The organism is Litchfieldia alkalitelluris (assembly GCF_002153425.1).
GTDB lineage: Bacteria > Bacillota > Bacilli > Bacillales > Salisediminibacteriaceae > Evansella > Evansella alkalicola.
Genome location: NZ_KZ119600.1, coordinates 1,429,377 through 1,452,359, shown reverse-complemented (window position 1 = coordinate 1,452,359; position 22,983 = coordinate 1,429,377). Strand labels below are relative to the sequence as shown.

The following is a 22,983-nucleotide window of genomic DNA, read 5'->3' as shown; positions in this document are numbered from 1 at the left end:
AGCTTTCTTTCTCTCATTCTAACCTATTAGAACGGCAATTATAATATATTAATTTAAAATAGTTACTTGGGAGGTAGTGGCCTTTCCTATACATGTAACCAGTCTGGGAAAACATGGTATACTGAGAGAAAAATTATGTTAGCAGGTTATAGACTAGTAAAGATTATTAGTAAAGCAGTTTTACATAAAACTTTGTATCTATTACCAAACGAGGAGAAATAGTTATGAAAAAGTATAAAAGATTAAAAATGCTAAGGACATTCGGTCCATTTATAGTGGTCATTCCAATGATTATTTTGCAAAACTTCATCATGATAATCATACTCGCACTTGCTTGGATTTTAATAGACATATTATTTATTGAACCTAAACTGCCCTCTAAGAAAAAGAGGCAGGAAGGAGAGATTTTTATCATCGAACCAACGAAAAATACTTATTTCTATGGAAAGGTAATTAGAAAACAAATTCCAATCAATGATCCCACAATGCATGGGGGACATTTGGTTTATATTTACCAACAAACTAATAATCCTCTTGATATACCAGAACTTTTACACCCTAATAACTTAATCATTCCACCTCAAATCATTGATAATAAGGGGTGGGAAAAAGGATATTTTCAGTCAGTAGGTATACAAGAGATCACGAATGAGGAATTAGAATTAAATTATGGTTTTTGGGATATCGTTACCCAGAAATATGTGAATGAAGAAGGTAAAGAGTTAGATCAGACACCCGATATCTATGCTGATTATGGATTAGTCAGCCATGGATCGATTGAAGATGAATTAAAAATGGTTTTGGTTTCTTCAGAGGTATCTTAAATAGAATCTTTGAATCTCGTACCTGATCTTTTCTTGATAAGATCGATCAGGTACGAGATTCTGCATTTCTTCGTTCTCATACCTGATCTCGCCTTGATCAGGTACGAGATTCTGCATTTCTTCGTTCTCATACCTGATCTCGCCAAGTCTCCTCCTGCATTTATTCACCAACCCATTAAATGAAAATCAGATGAGTGGACTTTTCTTGATGTCAATCCATCGATCCGTTTTTTCCAGACCAGCTGCAAATTCAATTAAAAGATCCTCTCTGCCCCTCGCTGCCATCACCTGTACTCCGCAAGGTAATCCTTCCTCAGATAAATATAATGGCAACGACATAGCTGGTTGTCCCGTGAAGTTGGCTAACTGTGTGAATGGCGTCCTCATGAGGCTTTTTTCTGCCAACTCATCGACAAAACCTGTTTTTTTCAATAAACCACTAAGTCCTAGTCTACCAATGGTTTTGACCATGACTTTTTCAAAACCACTTGGATCTAGTTCACCAATTTTCGCTGGTGGAAATGCAGTTGTAGGCGTGATATACAAATCATATGTTTCATGAAAGCTTTCCATTACGAAGGCGGCCTTATCCCACTCCCTGAGGCTCAAGACGAATTCCTCCGCAGACGTTACTTTCCCCAGTGAACGGAGCAACCATGTCGTTGGCTCCACATCAGACATACTAATTTTTCTCCCAAGTACAGACTCCGCGCTAGATAAGGTTGCTGACACCTCACCAAAATACATCGTTAAATAGCTTTTTGCAATTGTCTTTCCATTAACATCAGGCGTCTTCTCTTCAACAGAATGCCCCATCTCTTCCAACAGCTTCACAGTCGAAAGAACAGCCTCTTTGCAATCGTCATGAACCTCTGTGCCAAGGGGCGATTCCACGGTAAATGCAATTCTCAGTTTTTGTTCAGTAGGTGATTCTGCACATTGTAAGTAACTGCCTTCATATGGCGGAGCATGGAAGGCTGCTGTTTTTTCAAAAACATTCAATTCGTCCAGCATCGCAGCACTGTCCCTTACCGATCTAGTGATGAAGTGATCCACAGAAGCGCCCTGCCAGTGTCTCCCATACAACGGACCAACGGGAGTTCTTCCCCTTGTGGGCTTTAGACCAAAGAGTCCGCAGTATGCTGCTGGAATCCGAATGGAGCCACCACCATCATTCGCCCCTGCAAAAGGAACAATACCCGCAGCCACTACTGCAGCTGCTCCTCCACTCGAACCACCAGGAGTATGATTCACATTCCATGGATTTCTCGTTGCCCCATGATGCTGTGGCTCTGTGACTCCCATCAGTGCCAGCTCCGGAACATTTGTCTGGCCAACAATAATCGCACCAGTCTCTTTGACCCTTTTTACATATTCAGAGTCACGCTCCGAAATATAACTGGAGAACGCCTTTGATCCAGATGTAATTGGTTCTCCTGCGATTTCCTGTGTAATATCCTTCATTAACGTTGGGACACCTGCAAATTTCCCTCCATAAGTTAATGGTTCTTCCGCAGTTTTAAGGGCCTTCTCATACATTTTATTTACAACTGCGTTGATGGCCGGGTTCTTATCTTCAATTCTTTGAATAACTGCCTCCACCAGTTCCTTTCGTTGTACCTCTTTTGTCCTGATAAGCCTTCCTAACTCCAACCCATCATAGTTTTCAATAGATAACATCCCCAATCCCCCGTTTCACCTAGCTTATATAAGTTATAGTTCTGCAGGGAATAGAGAAACCCTTCTAGAATGAGTATAAATAATGTTTTGCAAAAATCGGCTGTCTTTTCCTATCCATGCACCTTATTCCAACTATAAATATACTCCGTATGTTCATTAAGAAGCTCGATTTTGGGATCATTTATTTCCCACTTCCCTTCAACACCTATCTCTTTAGAAGCTAGATCAAACTGACACATGGCGATACCCATGTCTAGCAACTGCATGTTATAACCTAGTTTATTGTAGTTAGGAGTATGTTCTATGTAAAAATGACAAGTGTTCTGATCTTCTGATAAAACTAATCTCCAAGGCTGTTTATTTGATGCAGATGGTCCGATTCTCACCATTTCAATGGGTACTTCTAAATGATCAGCTTCATCCTTTGTTAACGTTTCAGCAAAGCCTCCATTATAAAACAGCTTATCCCATGTCTTTTTATTATCAGCTTTTACGACCTTTCGTAGTGTTTTATCAAAAATGCGCTGCTTGCCTTTCTCATAACCAATTGGTGTAGCACAAGGAATAAATTGCCCATCTTTAAGGTGAATCTCCTGTTCAAACGATTTCCGATTGAATGTTCCACCCATCCAACAAGTGCCAATCCCTAACTCCGTTAAAAATAAGACTACCTTATGAAAGGCATATCCATACTCTACAAGTGAGTATTTATTGTTTTCCGTACTACCAACTAAATACGCCCTTGGGTTTTTAATAAAGCCATAGGTTCCTAGCTTGATCCCTTTATCTGTTACATTATTAGTTACTGGAACAAGTTGAATATCACCTGTTTTTCCAAAAGGACGAAAGATATTATCCTTACCACTTAGGAAATCATTTATAAGCTTATAATCCGTCTCTGTTATTTCTTTTGTATCGTAAGTTCTGATTGATTTACGTTTCTTCATCGTCTCAATAACTGATTTTTCAAACCCCATATTTAACCTTCTTTCAAAACTAAAAGTATTTTCAATGAAGAAACTGCAAGCCCTTTATGCTTCGGCCTGCAGTGTCTCGCATGTAGTCCTTTATTTTATAATCAATTCCCCGCCTTTATCAACAAGAATCTCCTTCTCTACCATACCCTCCACAATTTCATCTAAGTGTTTTCTCATTTCTTCCGTTACTCTTGAAAAACCTAACTTTGCATAAACTAGCGGTGCTACGTTATCACCATGTACTCCAAATGATAGACTTACAGCTTCAGCAATAGCTTCCTCAAATTCTTCCCGACAAATTAACTCTAGTTTTCTAATGGCTCCTGTCCTTGTTCTAACTGGTGGTACACTCATGGTTCTGGCCCAGATGAAGTCGTCTTTCCTAACTACTTCTTCACAATCATTTAAAACGTCTTCGAATCGTTGCTGAATGCGCGTTCCAACCCTTCTAATACCAACAGCATGACAAATCCGTTTCATGAGTTCATTTACATGGATTGGACTCTCTACTTTTACGACTTCCAACACCCATTCAGCAAGTATGGTCGCTGGGATATTGTGAATCTCTTCCCCGTTCAAACTGATATCTAAGTCTGCCATTTCATATGGAACCACAGAACTAGTTGCTTTTTCTGCTGTTTCATCCCTACTTATTTCTTGAACCCCTTTATTGGTAGGCTTCGTTTTCTTTACAGGGACAGCATTTGCTTTTGCATATATTTTAGCTTTTTCAATTGCTTCCACTACTCGCTTTAACTCCCTGTCTTGATGGCGAAACCAGTCAGTACTCCAAATACGATGGATCGTCCAGCCTAATCCTTCTAGTACTTCTTGACGAAGTCTATCTCGATCGCGTGCTGAGCGGGCACTGTGATAGGCTGCACCGTCACATTCTATACCAAGTAAATAGCGTCCCGGAGATTCAGGATCAACTACAGCGAGATCGATGAAAAATCCAGCGGAGCCAACTTGCGCTTCTACTTCGTATCCTAAATTCACTAATGATCTATACACTGCTTCTTCAAACGGAGAATCAAAGTCTTTGCCCGTTGCTGTCGGGACATCTAGATGACCTGTTTCAGCGTACTTCAGAAATGTTTTCAACGCTTTAATTCCACGAGCGTTTGACCGGTTTAGATCAATATCTTCTGCCTTAAGATTGGTGAAAACCTCACATCGTAATCGCGCTCTCGTAATCAATACATTGAGTCTGCGTTCTCCACCCTCTCGGTTGAGAGCCCCAAAGCCCATGGACAAGTATCCATCTATTGTTTTTCCATAACCAATACTGATAAAAATGACGTCCCTCTCGTCTCCTTGTACATTCTCTAAGTTTTTCACAAAGAAAGGTTCATGTTCATGGGCTGAGAAAAAGGATTCTAAACTTGGGTTCGAGCGACGCAGCAATTCCAATTCGTCTAAAATGGCTTGCATTTGCGCCATACTAAAAGCCGCAACACCTAGGGTTAGATTCGGGTGATCCTTCGCATGCGCCATCACCGCTTGGGCTACTTTTTTCGCTTCATCACGATTCGTACGACTTCGCCCACGATCATAATACGTATCAGGATTATAGTTATAGATCAGGCCAGAAGCGTTTCTATCTCCGTCTGGACTAGGAAAAGTCACTAATTTGTCTTCGTAAAACTCATGATTCGATACTGTTATTAGGGACTCGTGACGACTTCTGTAATGCCACTTCAACATTCGTTGTGGTGCGTTCTGACCAAGGAATAATCCTAAAATACTTTCCATATCCGCAACATAGTGCTCCTCACCGTCACTTTCCTCTTCTTCCTTCGTTATGGAATCAAAGAAATTCGTTGGTGGCATTTGTTTACTGTCCCCAACAACCACTGCCTGTTTTGCCCGAATGATCGCACCAAAAGCGTCCACTGGCTTTACTTGACTCGCCTCATCAAAAATAACGAGGTCAAATTCTAAGCTACCAGGTTCGATATAGGTGGATATCGATAAGGGTCCCATCATGAAAATCGGTTTAATCGCTTGAATGGCATTACCTGCACGAATGATCAATTGTCTAATAGGTAAATGTCTCGACTTTTTTTCAAATTCCCGACGAAGTACTCCTAATTGACCTCCACCTTCATGGTGTGGGAGCATGTTCCAATGTTTTTCTGCAAGTTTATAGCGATTGATTTCCACCATAATTTTATCTAATTCCTGAAACTTTTTCACTGCATGTTCATGCCTACTAACTTCAAAATTGGATAGGGATGGTCGTTCCTTAAAAGCTTTCATCAAGATCCTCTGGTTCCAGTTCCATTCAAAGCAGTCCACTAATCGTTCGCCAGCATATTCCCAGGACTCTGCTAGTTTCGAAACGGCTGTAAGGTTTTGCTCCTTGATTACTTCTAATAAGTTATTGTAAGAGCTCATTTCATGTAAATCAGATGCTTTTGTTTCCCATGTATGCAACAAATCAGTTAAGCTCTTAAACGCTTGATCTGCCAGTTTCCCATTCGTCTGGAAGCGCTGATTAGAGTCAAATTCTAACCAACCTTCTAAGGCATCAAGAGATTTTTCTGTTTCCCTAACCACACTATCTAAATCAGTCTTTATCTCTTGAACAATAGATTTATCCCCACCTGATTTTATATAATCTACTGTCCACTTAGAAATGGAGGCATGACTTAAATCTTCATGAAACTGCATCAGCCACTTGGTGGTTTGTAGTAATTCCTCCCAATCGGAGTGAACAGTATCCCATCTATCACTGAATAGTTCCTTTGGTGTCGCACCCTTTTCGTTGATGAAGTCCTCAAGGCGGCGCACTTCCATAATGGAATCTACCAATTCTACGTCATTCACTTGTTTCTCTTTTGGATTATGAAGGAATCCCTTTACCCTATTTTTAGCTGAACGATAATCTTTGACTAAAAATTTCCACCACTTATCCTCGTACTGAATGAGATGCTGCCTCGTTTCTAGTACATCTTGTTTCCAAGCTTCAGGGAGAAGCACCTCTTTATATTTTTCCTTTAAATTTGTTAAAGCACCTACTGCTTCTAAAACCTCAACGATATGCTTCCCTTTGTTTGACCACTCACTCGTTTCAAAGGAAATCCCTTGAAGGTTTGGTGCATCAATCACTTTTTGAAAGGAATTAATAAATACTTTAGATTCAGGAAGACTGTTCACTGCTTCATATTGCAAGTCACTTGTATATTGCTGAAGCTTCCCTTCTGTTGTTCTTAAATGATTCAGCGACTCTTCCACTTTTTCTACTAATTTATCAATATCTGTTGGTAAAACGACTTTCTTTTTGCTGCCCCAAAAAGGGTGTTCAATAGGAAGCCCAATCGAGTGAACAACCTGCTCCAGCTCCTCCACCACAGCATTTTTCTTGCGAAACGCTTCTGCACTCCAGGTTTCCATAGCCTCTATCTTTAATTCAGGAAATCTCAAATCTTTCTCTGAAAACTCTAATTGATAGAGCGCTAACGTTCCTAACGCGTTATATGGTGAAACACCTGTTTCATCAACAGGTAAGTTCACTGCATCGCAGTAATCATTTAATCGTGTTCGCAAATCCTCCAGAATGTCTATATCTTCATCTTTGTACGTTGGTTTACCCAGATCTAATGTGGAAGCCAATTCATTTAATAGGGACTTTTTGTTGGATTTATGGCTATGAAGTTCCAAACAAGCCACTCCTAATCCAACATTATCTAACCTTCTTTTTACCACCTCTAAGGCTGCCATCTTTTCAGAAACGAAAAGCACTTTTTTTCCATGCCCAATAGCTTCAGCAATTAGATTCGTGATGGTTTGGGATTTTCCCGTTCCAGGAGGTCCTTGTATAACGAGGTTCCTCCCATTATTCGCATCAAGGATTGCTAGAATTTGCGAACTATCTGCATCCATGATGTGATTTGCGTTCTTTAGATCTACAAACTGATCAATATGGTCTTCTTCACCTATTTCTGATGGTTCTTCCCTGAATCCTTCTTCGAGCAACGCCGTAATGATGTCATGTTCTTCAGGTCTTTGGTGATCTGGCCAAATATTTGGATCCAAATCTCGGTACATTAAGAATTTACCAAAGGAGAAGAAACCAACGACAATCGATTTCGTATCAACCAACCAGTTTTTTTGCCCCTCAATTGCCTTTAAGACTTCTGAAAAATAAGAGGTGATATCAATTTCAACTTCATCTTCTGTTGACAATGCAGGTATATCAATACCAAATTCAGCTTTCATCTTGGCCACTAAGGAAATGTTATGACCGATTTCATCTTCCGTAAAAGACATAGTGAATCGCTCTTTTGCACTTACCCTGTCAAGTTGAACTGGAATTAAAATCAGTGGAGCTTTCCTCAATTCCTGGCTGCTGCTAGACTCATACCAATGAATCATACCGAGTGCCATGTATAGGATATTCACACCTTGTTCTTCAATGTAGGTGCGGGCGAAATAATATGTATTCAGAAGTCTCTTTTCCAACTGTTTTTCCGTGTAGTTTGTTTGAAGCTTCGTACTGAGCTTTGGATTTCCCTCTTCAGCATTGTCTAAATCTACATCTAGGCTTGTTTCTGGGTCTAGGATGGTGGTGGTGGATTCACTGTCTGAGTTGGTTACTGTAGTAGATTCCATCGTCGGGTTTTCTAATTTTCGGTGTTCCTCTTGAGAAAATAAATGGAGATTCCCAACCTCTTGGAAACTCATTTTCTTCTTATCTTTAACAAGAGTTTGATATACTTCCATTGGGTTTTTATCTACCACTTCAAGACCCCGTGCTTTTAAAGTACGGTAGTTAAGAAGTGGGTTACGAAGGCCTAAATCAAGTAACTCCTTCCGTGCAACATCCAACTTTCCACTTATTTTTGAAACTTGCGCCAAGCTAATCCTCTCCTTCTTACAAAAATGGGGGGCGAATTGGAGAATAGGGAATGATCTCAATCGCCTGGTATATAATATTTCTAATAATAGCTGTAAGTACAATAATCTTTTTGGATCTATGTTCTAAATTTCAATCGTCCATATTGGAATTATATAACATTCCTTTCGACAAATTGAGTGGATGTCCTTCATTTAAATACAGAGTTAACAACATGTCTATGTTTTAGTCTTGCATTTTCTACTGTTTCGCTCTTTTTTTAATTGCCATCAATGAAACTTATCACTCGTAGTAATCGTAATACACTAAACGAAGTCTTTTTTGGAGGAGTTTAAATGAATAAAGAGCGGTTGGATGTGGTAATGGGGATAATTAGTCAAATGGAAAGACGCTTTGATAAAACAACAACTAAGAAGCTTCAGCTAGAAAAATGGAGGCGTGTAGCAAATAAATTAAACTTCTTTGGTAAAGAGTGTGAGGAATGCCGCCAGCAATTTACCGTACTGGAAAACCATTTAAATCAACTTAATAGCGGGGGAAACATAGTAGAACCATCTAAGATAAAGGAATATACAATAAAGTTGAAAAGTCTACTATCTCACCTGGAGAAGAAACATAAAGTCATTTCTGATGGTTATTATTTAAGTATCTACATGTCCATTGGAATGAGTTTCGGAGTTGTATTTGGGTTAACATTATTTGATAATATCGCACTTGGAATACCAATAGGATTTTCAGTTGGATTAGCTATTGGTGCAGGTTTAGATGCTGATGCAAAGAAAAAGGGCCTCGTGATTTAAAAACTAGGGGACGGTTCTTGCGTTCACAGTTATCTGACAATTATAAACGCAAGAACCGTCCCTATGTTCACAGTATGTCCCATTTTTTATCCTGAGCAACCTCTTGCAATCGAGAATCTGGGTTAACCGCCACAGGGTTTCCCACTAACTCTAATACAGGAAGATCCGAGTAGCTATCACCGTATGCATAGCTATTTTCCCAATCTACACTATCTTTATCTATACATTCATAAATTTTTTCTTGCTTTTTTAGTCCATTAATATGAATGACTGGTGTTGAGTTGTCTACCTTCTCATTTTTAAACGGAATGTTAGTCCCAACAATGGTATCTATCTCTAGATCTTCTGTTACTGCATGCAGTAGCAGGTCATACGCCCCAGAAACGATCATAATAGTATAACCATCCTGCATATGCTTAACGATACGTTCTATCATTTTCGTGTTTAGTTGGTCACGCATTGTTTTCCCGAGTTCAGAAAAAAATAGTCTCACTTCCTCTTCTGCTGTATCACCAAACGAAGCGATGAACGTTCGCATGGAATATTCCCTCATTTTTGCTTCAGGATACAGCTTACATTTATAAGCAGTATAGACAGGAAGCATTCGTGCCATAAAAAAACGATATCTTTTGCTATGTACAGGGTGTTCTTTTAAATGCCTCATCATTAAGGCAAATGTTTCATTCGGATATAAAGTTCCATCAAAATCAACTATTGCTATTTTCACCAACTCACTCCTCCCTAAACGCAGGGACGGTTCTTGCGTTTACACTGTTAACACCATAGCCAACGCAAAGAATGCCCTTGCCTACATTTCACATTACTGCCCATTCGTCTCCTCATGAGTAAACGGATAGTATTCCTTTGAGCCAATTCCTCTCTCATACATTCTCTTTATATACTGCAATTCCTTCTCAAGTTGTTCGATAGGATCCAGATTCAAGTATTCGGTTCCTAATTCTGAAGCCAGTTCAGCATTATAATGAAACAAATATTTTTTTCGTCCGATTAAATACTCTACTGCAAAATCAGCTACATCTTGGTTCCAATTAAATGTAGTAATTTTAATCGGTGTTGGAGCGTATTCTGGCAGAATTTCTATTCTACTAAATATCTCCTCAATTTTCTCTTGCGTCTCGTTGATCAATGTCATGTGTCTAACACACTCCTTAATTATGTTACTTAAAAGGATGCTCTTAGCCATCTTCCCCCAAGTACTCTTACAGTTAATTACGGCACTTTGAGATAATATAACAAAAAACCTACTATATTGAAATTCTTATAGTAGGTTTATAGATAAACTAATGCGTATTCTATTCGAATTTACTTTTCAATGCTGGATATCCCTCGTCGATTCTAACTCCAACCTCATTTTTCTTTTCATCACCCTAGCATATAATCTTGGTGAAATCCTATTCAACCACCACGAAAGCTTTGCCACTGGACTGATATTCAGCCTTCTTTTTCCAACTACTACTCCTTTATAAACACATTCTGCTACGTACTCTGGAAGCAATACGTTACCGACGATTTGCTTTTCATGCTGAACTGGCTTTCCATCCCCTTGCATTGCATTTTTCTCTAGTGGGGTCTTGATAAATGAAGGGCAAACGATCATCACATTAACGCCCTCATCCTCCACTTCCCCTCGAAGTGTTTCGAAAAATCCATGTAAAGCATGCTTACTCGCTGCATATATACTCCTACCCAATAAAGGCGCAAATCCTGCTACGCTGGAAATAACCACATACGCACCTTTGCTTCGGGTGATTATTGGTAACGTATGATGTGTCATATAAAGGGAACCATTGATGTTGACGTTAAGAATGCTGCCCATTACTTTCGGAGACATTCCTTGAAAGCCACAACGGTGGGATATGCCGGCATTATGGATTACCACGTCCAAGCTCGCGTGATTTAGGGAGATCTCCTCCACAATCGCTTTTACCTTCTCATTATCACCAATGTCACATACATAGGTGGAAACTGCCACGCCATTAGTCTCTAACTCTTCTTTTAAAGAAAGAAGGGGATCCCCCTGAATATCCACAGCTAAAATGTGTGCCCCTCTCTTGCCAAAGGACAGGCTTAGATCCCGTCCTAAGCCACCTGCCGCACCAGTGATAAGGACATATTTACCCTTTAGTTTGGACATGACCCTTCACCTGATCCTTCTGTGGAGTTATCCTGCTATCATTACTTTTATAGCCTCTCCCCTTTAAAAACAGGTGAAAAACTTCTTCTGATGTATACGTAGGGTTGAATCCAAATTCCTCTCTTAACTTCCTGTTGTCCAGCACAGGTCTGTAGCGTAAAAAATTGATTTGTTCTGGTCCATATTGCGTCAACCTTAATTTTTTCAACACTGACAATGAATGCTTCAAAACAGCCGGTGGAAAAAAGATGACTCGCTTGTTCAACAAGTTGCCTAGTTCATGGATAGTCAACTTTCCACTTCCAGCCAGATTGTATATTCCTTTCTTCTCAAACATAACAGCCTGATACAACGCTTCCGCTACATCTTCATCCCAAATGAATACGAAAGGGCTGTCTGAACCTTTTATACCGAGTAGCACTTTCTTTTCAAATAAATCAGTAATTTGATTTTTAACCGATGCACCTAAAATGGTCCCAACTCGAAAAATTGTCTGCTTTAGCTGTGGATGACTCTCTCGATACGTCGCAAGCATTTCCTCTACTAAACGCTTGTGGTAGGAATAGGCAAACTCTTCGTTCCCCCTGATTTGAACCCTCTCTGTTATCCATTGAGGATTATCTGGATAATAACCATAAGCAGCCCCACTGGAAGTGACTACGATTTGCGAGACACCGTGCTCAACACAGGCTTCGAGAACATTTTTCGTTCCGAGCACGTCCACGGAATATTCCAGTTCTCGATTGCTGTTTTTCCCTGGCGTAACGATAGAAGCCAAATGGACAACTGTATCAATTTCATGTTTCTTTATCATCTCTCCTATAGCTTCAGATCGCACATCTCCCACTTCATAGATAACTCCAGGATTTCTCCGTTCGATCGGAATCTCCTTTATATCTAAGGCAACAATGACCTCTTCTTCAGAAACCTTGGAGCCAGTGGATTTTGGGGGAGAGTCTTGGAATTGGGAGGCGGTCCCTTCGGCGCTACCTTGACATCCATGAACTTCTATTCCCTTCAATAGTCGATTTAAAAACAGGGTTCCGACATACCCAGTTGCACCAGTAACTAATATTTTTTTCCCAGAAATGGTCATATCTTTAGCCCTCCGTTCACTGCAAAGTCTTGGTTATTTGGAGGTCGCTTCGACCAGAAAAAAGCAACAGTCAAGCCAGAGACGATGTGCCAAACTCCCCACCAAGCTGCAACGACGGCCATGCCTCCAAGACCGTCAAAAAAGTTAAAAATCAAGATGAGCCCTAAGGCAGAGTTTTGGATCCCTACTTCTATGGCGATGGCCCGTCTAGATGGCTCCCTTAGCTTAAATAGTTTTGCAGCAAAATAACCGCTTAATAGTGCTACTAAATTGTGCAGGAATACAGCCAAAATAACGAGACCCACGAATTCTAAGAAATACTGCCAGTTATTTATCAATGCCACAACGACAAATCCGATAAAAACGATGATGGAAAAGTATTTCATCGGTTTAGATGCCCTCGAAGCAAAGTCGGGCTTTCGATATTTCACGAACATTCCTATAGCCAATGGCAGTGCTAGAATAAGAACAATTAATTCCAGCATATCCCACGGATTTATTGTAAAGCTCCTTAATATAGCATTCGTTTCAGGAAGCAACGAGCCCCAAAACATGACATTCATTGGGGTCATAACAATTGCTGCCACTGTAGCCACTGCTGACATATTAATAGATAGTGCTGTATTTCCTTTCGCCAAATGGGTCATGAAGTTAGATAGATTGCCCCCAGGACAAGCTGCAATGAGCAACAGTCCAAGGGCAATGCTTGGTCTCGGTTGAATTGCCAACACGAGTAAAAACGTGAATGCTGGTAAAAGCACAAATTGTGAGAATAACCCAATAAGCATGGGCTTCGGTGTAGAAAAAGCATTTTTAAAATCCTGCACTTTCAGATCCAAGGCGACGCCAAACATGACAAATCCGATAAAAATGTTTAGAATCATTAAGGAAGTAGGATTGAAATTCAATAAGACTTGATCGATATCCATCATTTACCCTTCGGCTCCGCATGCATATCTTTGAAATATTTTAATCCTGGTGCCCACATATGTTTTACTGGATTCACATCTACATGAATCACTGCACATTTCCCACTTTCCATGGACCGTTGAATAGCCTCTTCCAATTCTGCAGGATCACTTACTCGTTCACCATGTGCCCCCATACTTTCTGCTAGCTTATCAAACTGAATTTCTTCTAAGTCTGCATTAATTGTTTCTTCCCGGGATAACGATTTTTTAACTAACGTCTTAATTGGCTTTAAGGAGAATTGCTGATTCATTTTCACCATTCCCCACTGTTTATCACAAACAACTAAATAAATGATTTTCATATTATTTCTCACAGCTGTCTCTATTTCCTGTGGCTGAAAGCCCATGGCACCATCACCGATAATGCAGCAGACTGGATAATCAGGATTTGCAACAGCGGCACCTAACGCTTGTGCCACACCTGCACCTAACATTCCAAATTTATAAGTGGAAAGTACTTTACCTGGTTTCACGAACTTATAATAGAAGTTGGCCCATATTGCTGCATTTCCACCATCCACCACTACAGCTGACTCCTCAGGAAAAATCTTTTGACACGTATTGGCTACATGGGATGAATTCATTGGAACAGAAAGATCTCCTAGCTCTTGATCTAGCTTAGCTCGGTGTTCCCGTTTCTCTTCCGTATATTTCTTCACCCTGTCTTTCCGTGTTTCTGTTGAAATATCTGCTCTGCGTTCAAATAGCTTTTTATACAGCTGTGTTAAAAATACTTTTATGTCCCCTTGAACGGTTATATCAGCAGGTTTATTGGCACCCATAATCTCTGGGTCGATATCCACCTGAATCATTTTTTGCTTAGAAGGATGTTTCCAGTATGGTGCCTTCCCCCACCAATCCGTTTCACCAAGACGAGATCCTAGTACTAACACGATGTCAGCTTCATTTCTTACTTTATTGTTTAGTTCAATGTGAACCATTGGAATAGCTAAATCAAGATTCTCATTCATGACACCCCTGGCCGCCCAACTTGTCGTAACAGGGGTGGACAAGAGCTCAGCTACTAGTTCTAACTCCTCATAGGCTTGGGCATGAATAACTCCGCTACCTGCATGAATCATTGGCGCATCTGCCTCAAGAAGCATATCTACTACTTTGTTAAGCTGCGTTTCTGTCGGTGTAATAGGGTCAACTATACGATATTGATGAGGTTCCCAAAAGGTAACATCCGTTTTTACTTTACTGTTGATGATATTCTCTGGAATATCAAGGTGTACCACTCCAGGTCTACCCTCATAGCACATCCTAAGTGCCTTTCTCATCATTTCAGGAATTCGATCGAAAGAAGGGACCGCTGCACTCCATTTGGCCATCTTCGAGATCACACCCGTCTGGTCAAAACATTGATAGGTTCCCCCCCTATCTGGGTACATAATTCCCGTTCTTCGGGCACTTGTAATAACTAACACTCTATTTCCTTCCGCCTCTTCAACAACCAGACCAGGAAGTATATTGGCAACACCAGGTCCATTACTTGCCATACAAACACCTAACTTCCCTGTTAGCCTAGCATAAGCCCCAGCCATGTGGGCAGCACTTGTTTCATGCCTCGGTGTAACAAGGTCAATCCCATTTTTTTCAAGATTGGAATAGAAACCAAAATACGTTCCATCTATGATTCCAAACACTTTTTCTACGTTTTCCTTGCTTAGCATTTTTGCTATTACTTCTCCTCCACTCATTTCGGGCATTCTAAACCCCTCCCCTTCACCAGTTTCGATAGTCTAAATGTGCATATTTTTCTAGTAATCTTGTAGGCATCTTCAAGGCGTCCTTCCTAAATGGAGGTGCCAGTTGGCTACCGTCTACCATAATATCCAATACGGTTGGCTCATCTGATTGAAGCGCTTTCATAAATTCTGTACGCAATTGTTCAGGATTATCTACTCGTACTCCCTTTGCCCCCATTGATTTTGCTACTTCAGCAAAGTTTGGTCCTTCAATGTCAGCTCCTACAAATCTATTATTATAGAAATCCACTTGGTTTTTCTTTTCCGCACACCAAGCTCCGTTATTAAATACACATGCTACTACTGGAAGCTTCTGTTCTACAGCTGTACTTACCTCATGAAGGCTCATCCCCCACGCACCGTCACCAATTATTGCTACCACTGGATTGTTTGGATTCGCAATCTTCGCCCCTAAGGCAGCTGGATATGCAAAACCACAGTTACCAAAAGTTAAAGCGGCAAGATGTTTACGGGATTTTGTAAATTTTAAATAAGCATTTGATGTGGAAGACACATTGCCAATATCTGAAGTAACAACTGTTTCGGGCGTAAGTAGATTGGCAATCTCATAGAGCGCTCTCCGAGGATTCATAGGATCCCCTGGCGTCATTGCCAACTCTTCTAATTCACTTGCCCAATCAGCTTTTCTTTCAGTGATTTGATTAAGCTTTTCCTGATTTTCCTTAGATAAAGTGTTTGCTGATTTACTTTTGAGTCTATTGAAAATCTCCATTGTGGAGGCTTTCGCATCCCCAATGATTCCTACTTCCACAGGGTGTGTTCTACCAATATGTCTAGGGTTAATATCAATTTGAATGATCTTTGCATCCTTTGGAAAATAGTCGATATCATAACTTGGTAACGTTCCAAATACGGACAACCTCGTTCCTACTGCTAAAATCACATCCGCTTCCTTTAAGGAATACATTGCCGATTTCGCTCCCATATAACCGATTGGCCCAACAGCTAACGAATGGTCTGCCGGGAAGGCATCGTTGTGCATATAAGAAACAGCTACTGGTGCTGTTAAAAATTCAGCCAGGTCTGTTACAACTGGAATGGCCTCTGCATCAACAACCCCTCTTCCAGAGAGAATCACTGGATTTTTCGCCGACTCTAATAGTTGCACTGCTTCATCAATATGTTCTGAAGAACCATAGCCACGCTGATCTACACGATACTGATGTGGTTCAAGTATGTAATCCTCCAGTTCTCCATAAAAATAATCTCGAGGAATGTCATACAAAACAGGACCACGCTCTGCATAAGCAATTCTAAAGGCAGTCCGCAAACAATCAGCTACTCGCTCAGGGTGAGTCACCTTTACAGTCTCTTTTGTTATACTTTCAAATACGGAAACTTGGTCACATTCTTGGAACCCATCCCAACCAATTGTTTTCGTTCCAGCTGAAGGGGAAATGACAACCATCGGAGTGTGAGCCATATTTGCAGCTGCAACAGAAGTTACCATATTCGTAATCCCAGGTCCGTTTTGACCAATGACAACGCCTGCTTTTCCTGTAATCCGTGTGTAAGCATCTTCCATATGAGCAGCACTTTGTTCGTGGCGAACGGGAAGAAATCGAATGCCTGCTGCTGGAAATAAATCGAGCATATCCATGAAAGCGGATCCAAGAATTCCCGTAACATGATCTACACCTTCTGCTAGTAAAGTTTCTACGATAGCTTCACTTGGGGTCATTCTCAGCTTCTTTCTAATTGACGATGATGTTCGCTCTCCCATTGGAGCTTCTGGTTTCATATTTCCATCACAATCCTCTCTTTTTTAGTATCTATTCCGATGAATTCTAAAGGTAAACAGATCAGGACGATATACACTTCTTAAAAACTCAATTTTTTTACCAAACTGGTCGTAAAGGACTCTCTCCATCACTAGTAAACTAGTACCTTCGGAAACTTCCAACAGTGACGATTCCTTTCGGGAAGCAGACTTACACGTAATGACTTCGTCCGTTTCGTACAGTCGAATTCCTAACTCGTTTTCCAACAAATCATAAATCACTGCCTCGTTTAAATTAAATGCTTGCAGTCGTTCCCCAATTTCTATTGGATAGTAATGCTTTTCAATAGCAAGTGGCTGATCTGATGCATAACGGAGTCTTTCGATAAAACATAATTGATTCTCCTGAAAAACAGATACAGGTTTCTCCCCAGGTATGATGATTTCATTTGCTAATAGTTTTGCTCCAGGAATGTGTCCTGTTTCTTTTACCGTATCTGTTAAGCTATTCAACCGATTAATCCAATCCTGTATTGGTGGAGCATTCCTAATATAGGTTCCCTTCCCACGTATTTTTTCTAAAACCCCTTCCGTTACCAGATTGGAGACCGCCTCCCTGACAGTAGCTCTACTCACTTTAAAATGATCCATCAGCTCCCGTTCACTTGGAATTTTTTCTTTATATTCTCCAACTTTAATGCGTTCCTCCAAGCAATTCTTGAGCTGCACATGGAGGGGGAGCGGATTGGAATGATGTATCTTCATACAACACCTCCCAACTCATCATGACGTCCGAACCAGTTAAGACATATTATTCCACAGTCCCTGGAAACATGTCAATTAGTTTTTATAATATTCTAAATATTCTTTACGTAAAGGGGAGGGAGTATAACCACTTGTTTTATATAGTGAGATGAGAAACTCGCGTGAGATTGACTGCTAATCGAACGCGAAAATGTGCAAAAGGGAGAATCTCGCGTGAGATAGGCTGCTTATCGAACGCGAAATAGAGCAAAAGTGAAAAACTCGCGTGAGATAAGGTGCTAATCGAACGCGAAATAGAGCAAAAGTAAGAATCTCGCGTGAGTTAGGCCGCTTATCGAACGCGAAAATGTGCAAAATCTAGAATCTCGCGTGAGATAGGCTGCTTATCGAACGCGAAATAGAGCAAAAGTAAGAATCTCGCGTGAGTTAGGCCGCTTATCGAACGCGAAAATGTGCAAAATCTAGAATCTCGCGTGAGATTGACTGCTTATCGAACGCGAAAATGTGCAAAATCTAGAATCTCGCGTGAGATAGGCTGCTAATCGAACGCGAAAATGAGCTAAATTAAGAATCTTGCGTGAGATAGACCGCTAATCGAACGCGAAAATGTGCAAAATCTTGAATCTCGCGTGAGATAGACCGCTAATCGAACGCGAAAATGAGTAAAAGTAAGAATCTCGCGTGAGATAGACTGCTTATCGAACGCGAAAATGAGTAAAAGTAAGAATCTCGCGTGAGATAGACTGCTTATCGAACGCGAAAATGTGCAAAATCTAGAATCTCACGTGAGATAGGCTGCTAATCGAACGCGAAAATGTGCAAAATCTAGAATCTCACGTGAGATAGGCTGCTAATCGAACGCGAAAAAGAGCTAAAGTATGAATCTCACGTGAGATTGGCCGCTAATCGAACGCGAAAATGAACTAAATTAAGAAACTCGCGTGAGATAGACTGCTTATCGAACGCGAAAATGAACTAAATTAAGAATCTCGCGTGAGATACCAAGCTATATTCTTACAATACTTTATAATTTCGCTAAAAAAAATAGACGATTCTTGTGTTCACGTACGTGAACGCAAGAACCGTCCCTATGTTTACAGGTTTTCTACTGCTGCTCTTTCGATGGCTAAGCCTTTTTTGTATCGTTCCATAAACTGCTCGAACCCTGCCACATCTTTAGGGTCTGGCTCCACTTTCTTCCCTTGTTGCCCTGCAAATACTTTGCTGTTTAAGTAATCCTCAAGTGTTTGCCCTTCTTCCCCATTTACACTATAAGAAGCAAGGAGGGCAATTCCCCAAGCACCACCTTCTCCAGCCGTTTCCATGACGGAAACAGGAGCGTTGAAGGCTGCGGCTAAAATGCTTTGTCCCACACCTTCTGTTTTAAATAAACCACCGTGGCCAAGGATTTCATCCAGTTTCACTTTTTCTTCTTTCAAAAGAATATCCATGCCAATTTTCATCGCACCAAATGCCGTAAATAAATGAGTACGCATGAAATTCGCTAGGTTGAAATTACTTCCAGACGATCTTGCAAACAATGGACGCCCTTCTTCGAAATGAGTCATGTGCTCACCTGATAAGTAGCCGTATGATAATAGGCCACCACCATCAGCGTCCCCTTCTAGTGCCTTTTTAAATAGTGTTTCGAACAATTTATTTTTATCTACTTCAAAGCCCATTGCATCCGTGAACTCTTCAAATAAGCCTACCCATGCGTTCAAATCTGAAGAACAGTTGTTGGAATGAGCCATCGCTACGAGATTACCAGTCGGTGTTGTGACAAGGTCAATTTCAGGATGTACTTTCGACAAATCTTTTTCCAAAACAACCATAGCAAATGCCGAAGTCCCTGCAGAAACATTACCAGTACGTTGTGCAACACTGTTTGTTGCAACCATCCCAGTACCTGCATCACCTTCTGGAGGACATAAAGGAATGCCTGGTTGAAGTGTTCCAGATACATCTAACAGCTTTGCCCCTTCTTCAGTTAGCTTACCAGCTTTTTCTCCTGCTACTAAAACGCCAGGTAAAATATCTTCTAGCTTCCAAGGGAGGTTCTTTGGTTCAACCAATTCATTAAACTGCTGAATCATTGTTTTGTTATAATCTTTCGTGCTTAAGTCAATTGGAAAAACGCCAGAAGCTTCACCAACACCAAGTACCTTCTCACCAGTGAGCTTCCAATGAACATAACCAGCTAGTGTTGTTTGAAAATTGATATTAGCAATATGCTCTTCTTGATTCAAGATAGCTTGATACAGGTGAGCTATGCTCCACCTTTGTGGGATATTGTAATTGAAAAGCTCCGTTAATGCTTTAGATGATTGCTCTTGCAAATTGTTTCGCCAAGTACGGAATGGAACGAGTAGTTCATCATTTTTATCAAAAACCATATAACCGTGCATCATGGCACTAAATCCGATTGAACCAACTGTCGTTAAAGTGACATCATATTGTTGTTTTACATCAGCAGCCAATTTTTGATAGCTGTCTTGTAAACCCTTCCAAATGTCCTCCACGTGATAGGTCCACATATTATTTTCAAGACGGTTTTCCCAATCATGGCTCCCAGATGCGATTGGTGTGTTATCTTCACCAATGAGTACCGCTTTAATTCTTGTTGACCCAAATTCAATTCCAAGTGCTGTTTTACCTTCTACAATCATGTTTTTTACATTTACATCAAGACTCATCAAAATTCCCCTCCGATAATATGTAATTGTTGTATCCACTTATGGTAATCTTAACTAAAATTTTTACGTATCTTTTGTTCGAATATTTATTAACACCATATATTATCTACAATACTACAACTTGTACGTACAAACAATATGCTTGATACAAAAAAACGTAGGGACGGTTCTGGCGTTTACAGTCTGTAAACGCTAGAACCGTCCCCGTTTTTATTATTGAAATAATTCAATAAATTCATCTACTTCGTGTAGATTCGTAAAAGCTTCTTCATAAAAAGCATGCTCTAAAACTACTGGATCTACTTCAATTGCTTTTTTTAGATATGCAATCGCTTCATCCACATTATTTAATGAAGAGTATGACATACTTAGTCCATAATATGAGGAAACATCATTTGCATATAGATCTAACATGCTTTCAAAATCAACAATTGCTCCTTCGTAGTCTTCTAAATAAAAATGTGCATATGCTTTATCTATATATACTGTTTCGAATTCAAAATCCACATCTAATTCTATCACTTGTTCATATGCATCAATTGCCTCTTGAAAATTGTTCAAATAATAGTGTGATTCACCTAAAAACCAATAACTTAGGGGGTCATCAGAAACGAATTCATTGTATTTAGAGAAATCTTGTGCCGCATATAAAAACTGCTCTAAATAAAAATTTGCCATGCCCCTTCCATAGTACGCAACTTCTTCCTCAGGATTTAAGTCAATCGCCTGATTATAAATATCGATTGCCTCTTCATCCCTATCTAAACCAATAAGCGCATTCCCTTTATTAACCAGTAGTATCGAATCGTCTGGTTCAATTTCAAGTGCTTGATTAATAATTTCTAACGACTCTGGATATCTACCTAATTCATTTAAAGCCCAACTTTTATTACTTAAAGATATGTAATCTTCTGGATCTAAGTCAAGGGCTTTGTCTAGAAAAATAATGCCCTCTTCAAAATTATCTTGTTCATTTAGAATATATCCTTTTTGACCATACCCCCAAGAATCATTGGGTTTTTTATCTATGTATTCATCTACTAAAACTAACGCTTCCGTAAAGTTCCCTTCATCAATTAGGTTATTAATTTCCAATGTGTTTTCGGAGTCAATGATTGATGTCAATAAACTACAACCTGAAAAAATTAAAACTGTAACAATACATAATAAACCACATTTTATTTTATTCATTTTTAAAACACCTTTCCTATTATCATAGAATACCTTTGTCTTATCTCGATAAGCTTTAATGATTTATTTTTACATAATATAACTATCATATTACTAATTACAAAATATTACAGTATGAGTTAGACCCATTTTTCACTAGTATTATTTTCCTATTTTAATAACACATAGAAACTTTACCTACATGTAACAGGCCTCAATTATAATAGATCATGATTAAAACTACACAAGTTATGATAGAATTTTCTGTGTATTCAAGTTAATCAACATTAATACTTATCATGTTTAGAAGTAAGGAGGAGTGAATATGGAAAGTAATTCAAACGTCAACATATATAAAAAGTTTACGATTATTCTTGCCATTGTCCTGGTCTCAGTCGTTTCTACTTGGTTTTTTCAAAACAAGAATGCAAATCAAGAAACTGAACGACAGTATAGTTTATATCGAAATCACTTATACTCAATCATAATAGAAACTGACCATTTGCTTGATAGTTTGCTTGAGGGAAATCTTAATGAAGAAGAGGAGAAACGAGAGCTGATTAGGTTACTACAAGAACTCCAACTAATTGATAAAATGACGAGTTGGGTTCCATATTATTTGGATGATATTGATCCAGCACTAGGCCCGTCAGCCACGCCATTTCGTGATTCTATCACCTTTATCACTGCTGGCGTTGATAGTGAATCACTTCAATTCCGGCCAATAGAGTACAGTACGCCCCTAAATGATCAAGAACTTGCATACCTTGTAGAGGTGAAAGAATACATTACGTATATTAGAGAAGAAATGATGGAGTCTAGAGAGCAATATTACTCAGAGAATCGAGACTTTTCCCCAGCGCAGTTCAATCAGCTGATGCGATCCCTATCCGCTACATATGGTACACAGTACAGGGATGTCTTTTCTGTAGAGTTAGATTGTGAGGATACGATGACAGTTAATGACGATAACACAGCAACAGTTCAAGGGGATTGTACAATGCTCGAACCATTTACATGGACAGCACCACCGCGTGAATTGTCCCTTGGGAAAACTTTAATGATACCGTTTGAAAAAGGAGACGGACAAGCCTATATCCTAAAAGAAGAAGCATTTCTTGACGCAGGAATCATCATCAGAAATCTAAATCCACAGGAATCTTATAGAGTTGTGCTCTATCAGAATGGGTCTCCTATTGCATATTCTGACTCAGAAAAAAATGTTTATGTTCGAGTAGGCGAAAGAGTTGGTGACTTAGAATTTAGGCCTACCAAAGACGGTACCCTCTACGTATCTATGATGATGTCAACATCACTAGTAAAATCTTCAAGCGAGTTAGAAATTAAACTTCTAATTGAGGGTCAAACTGTTGTTGCATCTACAGTGGCAGTTAAAGTGGGAGGTTCTTATTAACCAATTGTGTTCATTAATCTATTTGAACCTGATAGAGAGAATCTAGATGTAAAAAGCTATACTTAAATGCAATTAGTGTATG

17 protein-coding genes are annotated in these 22,983 nt (G+C 39.7%); 3 read left to right on the top strand and 14 right to left on the bottom strand.

Features of this window, described 5'->3' with window-relative positions; genetic code table 11:
- The first annotated feature begins 224 nt into the window (after nt 1-224).
- Nucleotides 225-824: an immunity 26/phosphotriesterase HocA family protein gene (locus tag BW724_RS06765; RefSeq protein ID WP_088074505.1), complete on the top strand. Its 600-nt coding sequence runs from the start codon at nt 225-227 to the stop codon at nt 822-824.
- Here the strand turns inward: BW724_RS06765 and BW724_RS24260 are convergent.
- From BW724_RS24260 to BW724_RS06750, 4 genes are all read right to left on the bottom strand, one after another.
- Nucleotides 810-941 carry a hypothetical protein gene (locus BW724_RS24260; RefSeq protein WP_268876144.1) on the bottom strand — a complete coding sequence of 44 codons (132 nt, stop codon included), beginning with the start codon at nt 939-941 and terminating at the stop codon, nt 810-812. The genes BW724_RS06765 and BW724_RS24260 overlap by 15 nt on opposite strands.
- Before the next feature lie 69 nt (nt 942-1,010).
- Nucleotides 1,011-2,504, bottom strand: a complete 1,494-nt coding sequence (locus BW724_RS06760) for an amidase family protein (RefSeq protein ID WP_088074504.1) — start codon at nt 2,502-2,504, stop codon at nt 1,011-1,013.
- A gap of 110 nt (nt 2,505-2,614) precedes the next feature.
- Nucleotides 2,615-3,481: a nitroreductase family protein gene (locus tag BW724_RS06755; protein WP_088074503.1), complete on the bottom strand. Its 867-nt coding sequence runs from the start codon at nt 3,479-3,481 to the stop codon at nt 2,615-2,617.
- Between the two features lie 90 nt (nt 3,482-3,571).
- Nucleotides 3,572-8,344, bottom strand: a complete 4,773-nt coding sequence (locus tag BW724_RS06750; protein WP_140354927.1) for a DUF3320 domain-containing protein — start codon at nt 8,342-8,344, stop codon at nt 3,572-3,574.
- Between the two features lie 333 nt (nt 8,345-8,677).
- On the opposite strand from BW724_RS06750, the gene BW724_RS24040 reads away from it, so the two are divergent.
- Complete coding sequence (locus BW724_RS24040) at nt 8,678-9,142, top strand: glycine zipper domain-containing protein (RefSeq protein WP_235848917.1); 465 nt, start codon at nt 8,678-8,680, stop codon at nt 9,140-9,142.
- A 67-nt stretch (nt 9,143-9,209) separates the two neighbouring features.
- On the opposite strand, the gene BW724_RS06740 is transcribed toward BW724_RS24040, so the two are convergent.
- The 10 genes from BW724_RS06740 to BW724_RS06695 form a co-directional block, all read right to left on the bottom strand.
- Entirely contained in the window at nt 9,210-9,869 is a 660-nt protein-coding gene (locus BW724_RS06740) for an HAD family hydrolase (protein WP_088074501.1), read from the bottom strand.
- Between the two features lie 93 nt (nt 9,870-9,962).
- Entirely contained in the window at nt 9,963-10,295 is a 333-nt protein-coding gene (locus tag BW724_RS06735) for a hypothetical protein (RefSeq protein ID WP_140354926.1), read from the bottom strand.
- A 177-nt stretch (nt 10,296-10,472) separates the two neighbouring features.
- A complete protein-coding gene (locus BW724_RS06730; RefSeq protein ID WP_088074499.1) occupies nt 10,473-11,297 on the bottom strand; it encodes an SDR family oxidoreductase in 825 nt (274 codons plus the stop codon).
- Nucleotides 11,278-12,393 (bottom strand): SDR family oxidoreductase, encoded by a 1,116-nt coding sequence (locus tag BW724_RS06725; protein WP_088074498.1) that lies wholly within the window; start codon nt 12,391-12,393, stop codon nt 11,278-11,280. Before BW724_RS06725 ends, BW724_RS06730 begins: the two co-directional genes overlap by 20 nt.
- Entirely contained in the window at nt 12,390-13,322 is a 933-nt protein-coding gene (locus BW724_RS06720; protein WP_088074497.1) for a bile acid:sodium symporter family protein, read from the bottom strand. Before BW724_RS06720 ends, BW724_RS06725 begins: the two co-directional genes overlap by 4 nt.
- On the bottom strand, nt 13,322-15,076 hold the full coding sequence (locus BW724_RS06715) for a thiamine pyrophosphate-binding protein (RefSeq protein ID WP_088074496.1): 1,755 nt from the start codon (nt 15,074-15,076) through the stop codon (nt 13,322-13,324). Before BW724_RS06715 ends, BW724_RS06720 begins: the two co-directional genes overlap by 1 nt.
- Nucleotides 15,077-15,092: 16 nt before the next feature.
- On the bottom strand, nt 15,093-16,877 hold the full coding sequence (gene xsc, locus BW724_RS06710; protein WP_235848916.1) for a sulfoacetaldehyde acetyltransferase: 1,785 nt from the start codon (nt 16,875-16,877) through the stop codon (nt 15,093-15,095).
- A 24-nt stretch (nt 16,878-16,901) separates the two neighbouring features.
- Entirely contained in the window at nt 16,902-17,621 is a 720-nt protein-coding gene (locus BW724_RS06705; protein WP_088074495.1) for a GntR family transcriptional regulator, read from the bottom strand.
- A 1,094-nt stretch (nt 17,622-18,715) separates the two neighbouring features.
- Nucleotides 18,716-20,317: a xylulokinase gene (locus BW724_RS06700; RefSeq protein ID WP_088074494.1), complete on the bottom strand. Its 1,602-nt coding sequence runs from the start codon at nt 20,315-20,317 to the stop codon at nt 18,716-18,718.
- Between the two features lie 213 nt (nt 20,318-20,530).
- Complete coding sequence (locus BW724_RS06695) at nt 20,531-21,508, bottom strand: tetratricopeptide repeat protein (protein ID WP_088074493.1); 978 nt, start codon at nt 21,506-21,508, stop codon at nt 20,531-20,533.
- Nucleotides 21,509-21,812: 304 nt separating this feature from the next.
- On the opposite strand from BW724_RS06695, the gene BW724_RS06690 reads away from it, so the two are divergent.
- Nucleotides 21,813-22,901 carry a hypothetical protein gene (locus BW724_RS06690; protein WP_088074492.1) on the top strand — a complete coding sequence of 363 codons (1,089 nt, stop codon included), beginning with the start codon at nt 21,813-21,815 and terminating at the stop codon, nt 22,899-22,901.
- Nucleotides 22,902-22,983 lie beyond the last annotated feature (82 nt).

Bases quoted from the DNA above. Each gene is read 5' to 3' on its own strand.
- BW724_RS06720 (WP_088074497.1), bottom strand. From the start codon at position 13,322: ATGGATATCGATCAAGTCTTATTGAATTTCAATCCTACTTCCTTAATG.
- BW724_RS06735 (WP_140354926.1), bottom strand. From the start codon at position 10,295: ATGACATTGATCAACGAGACGCAAGAGAAAATTGAGGAGATATTTAGT.
- BW724_RS06700 (WP_088074494.1), bottom strand. From the start codon at position 20,317: ATGAGTCTTGATGTAAATGTAAAAAACATGATTGTAGAAGGTAAAACA.
- BW724_RS06705 (WP_088074495.1), bottom strand. From the start codon at position 17,621: ATGAAGATACATCATTCCAATCCGCTCCCCCTCCATGTGCAGCTCAAG.
- xsc (WP_235848916.1), bottom strand. From the start codon at position 16,877: ATGAAACCAGAAGCTCCAATGGGAGAGCGAACATCATCGTCAATTAGA.
- BW724_RS06695 (WP_088074493.1), bottom strand. From the start codon at position 21,508: ATGAATAAAATAAAATGTGGTTTATTATGTATTGTTACAGTTTTAATT.
- BW724_RS06725 (WP_088074498.1), bottom strand. From the start codon at position 12,393: ATGACCATTTCTGGGAAAAAAATATTAGTTACTGGTGCAACTGGGTAT.
- BW724_RS24260 (WP_268876144.1), bottom strand. From the start codon at position 941: ATGCAGAATCTCGTACCTGATCAAGGCGAGATCAGGTATGAGAACGAA.
- BW724_RS06755 (WP_088074503.1), bottom strand. From the start codon at position 3,481: ATGGGGTTTGAAAAATCAGTTATTGAGACGATGAAGAAACGTAAATCA.
- BW724_RS06730 (WP_088074499.1), bottom strand. From the start codon at position 11,297: ATGTCCAAACTAAAGGGTAAATATGTCCTTATCACTGGTGCGGCAGGT.
- BW724_RS06765 (WP_088074505.1), top strand. From the start codon at position 225: ATGAAAAAGTATAAAAGATTAAAAATGCTAAGGACATTCGGTCCATTT.
- BW724_RS06715 (WP_088074496.1), bottom strand. From the start codon at position 15,076: ATGCCCGAAATGAGTGGAGGAGAAGTAATAGCAAAAATGCTAAGCAAG.
- BW724_RS06760 (WP_088074504.1), bottom strand. From the start codon at position 2,504: ATGTTATCTATTGAAAACTATGATGGGTTGGAGTTAGGAAGGCTTATC.
- BW724_RS06690 (WP_088074492.1), top strand. From the start codon at position 21,813: ATGGAAAGTAATTCAAACGTCAACATATATAAAAAGTTTACGATTATT.
- BW724_RS24040 (WP_235848917.1), top strand. From the start codon at position 8,678: ATGAATAAAGAGCGGTTGGATGTGGTAATGGGGATAATTAGTCAAATG.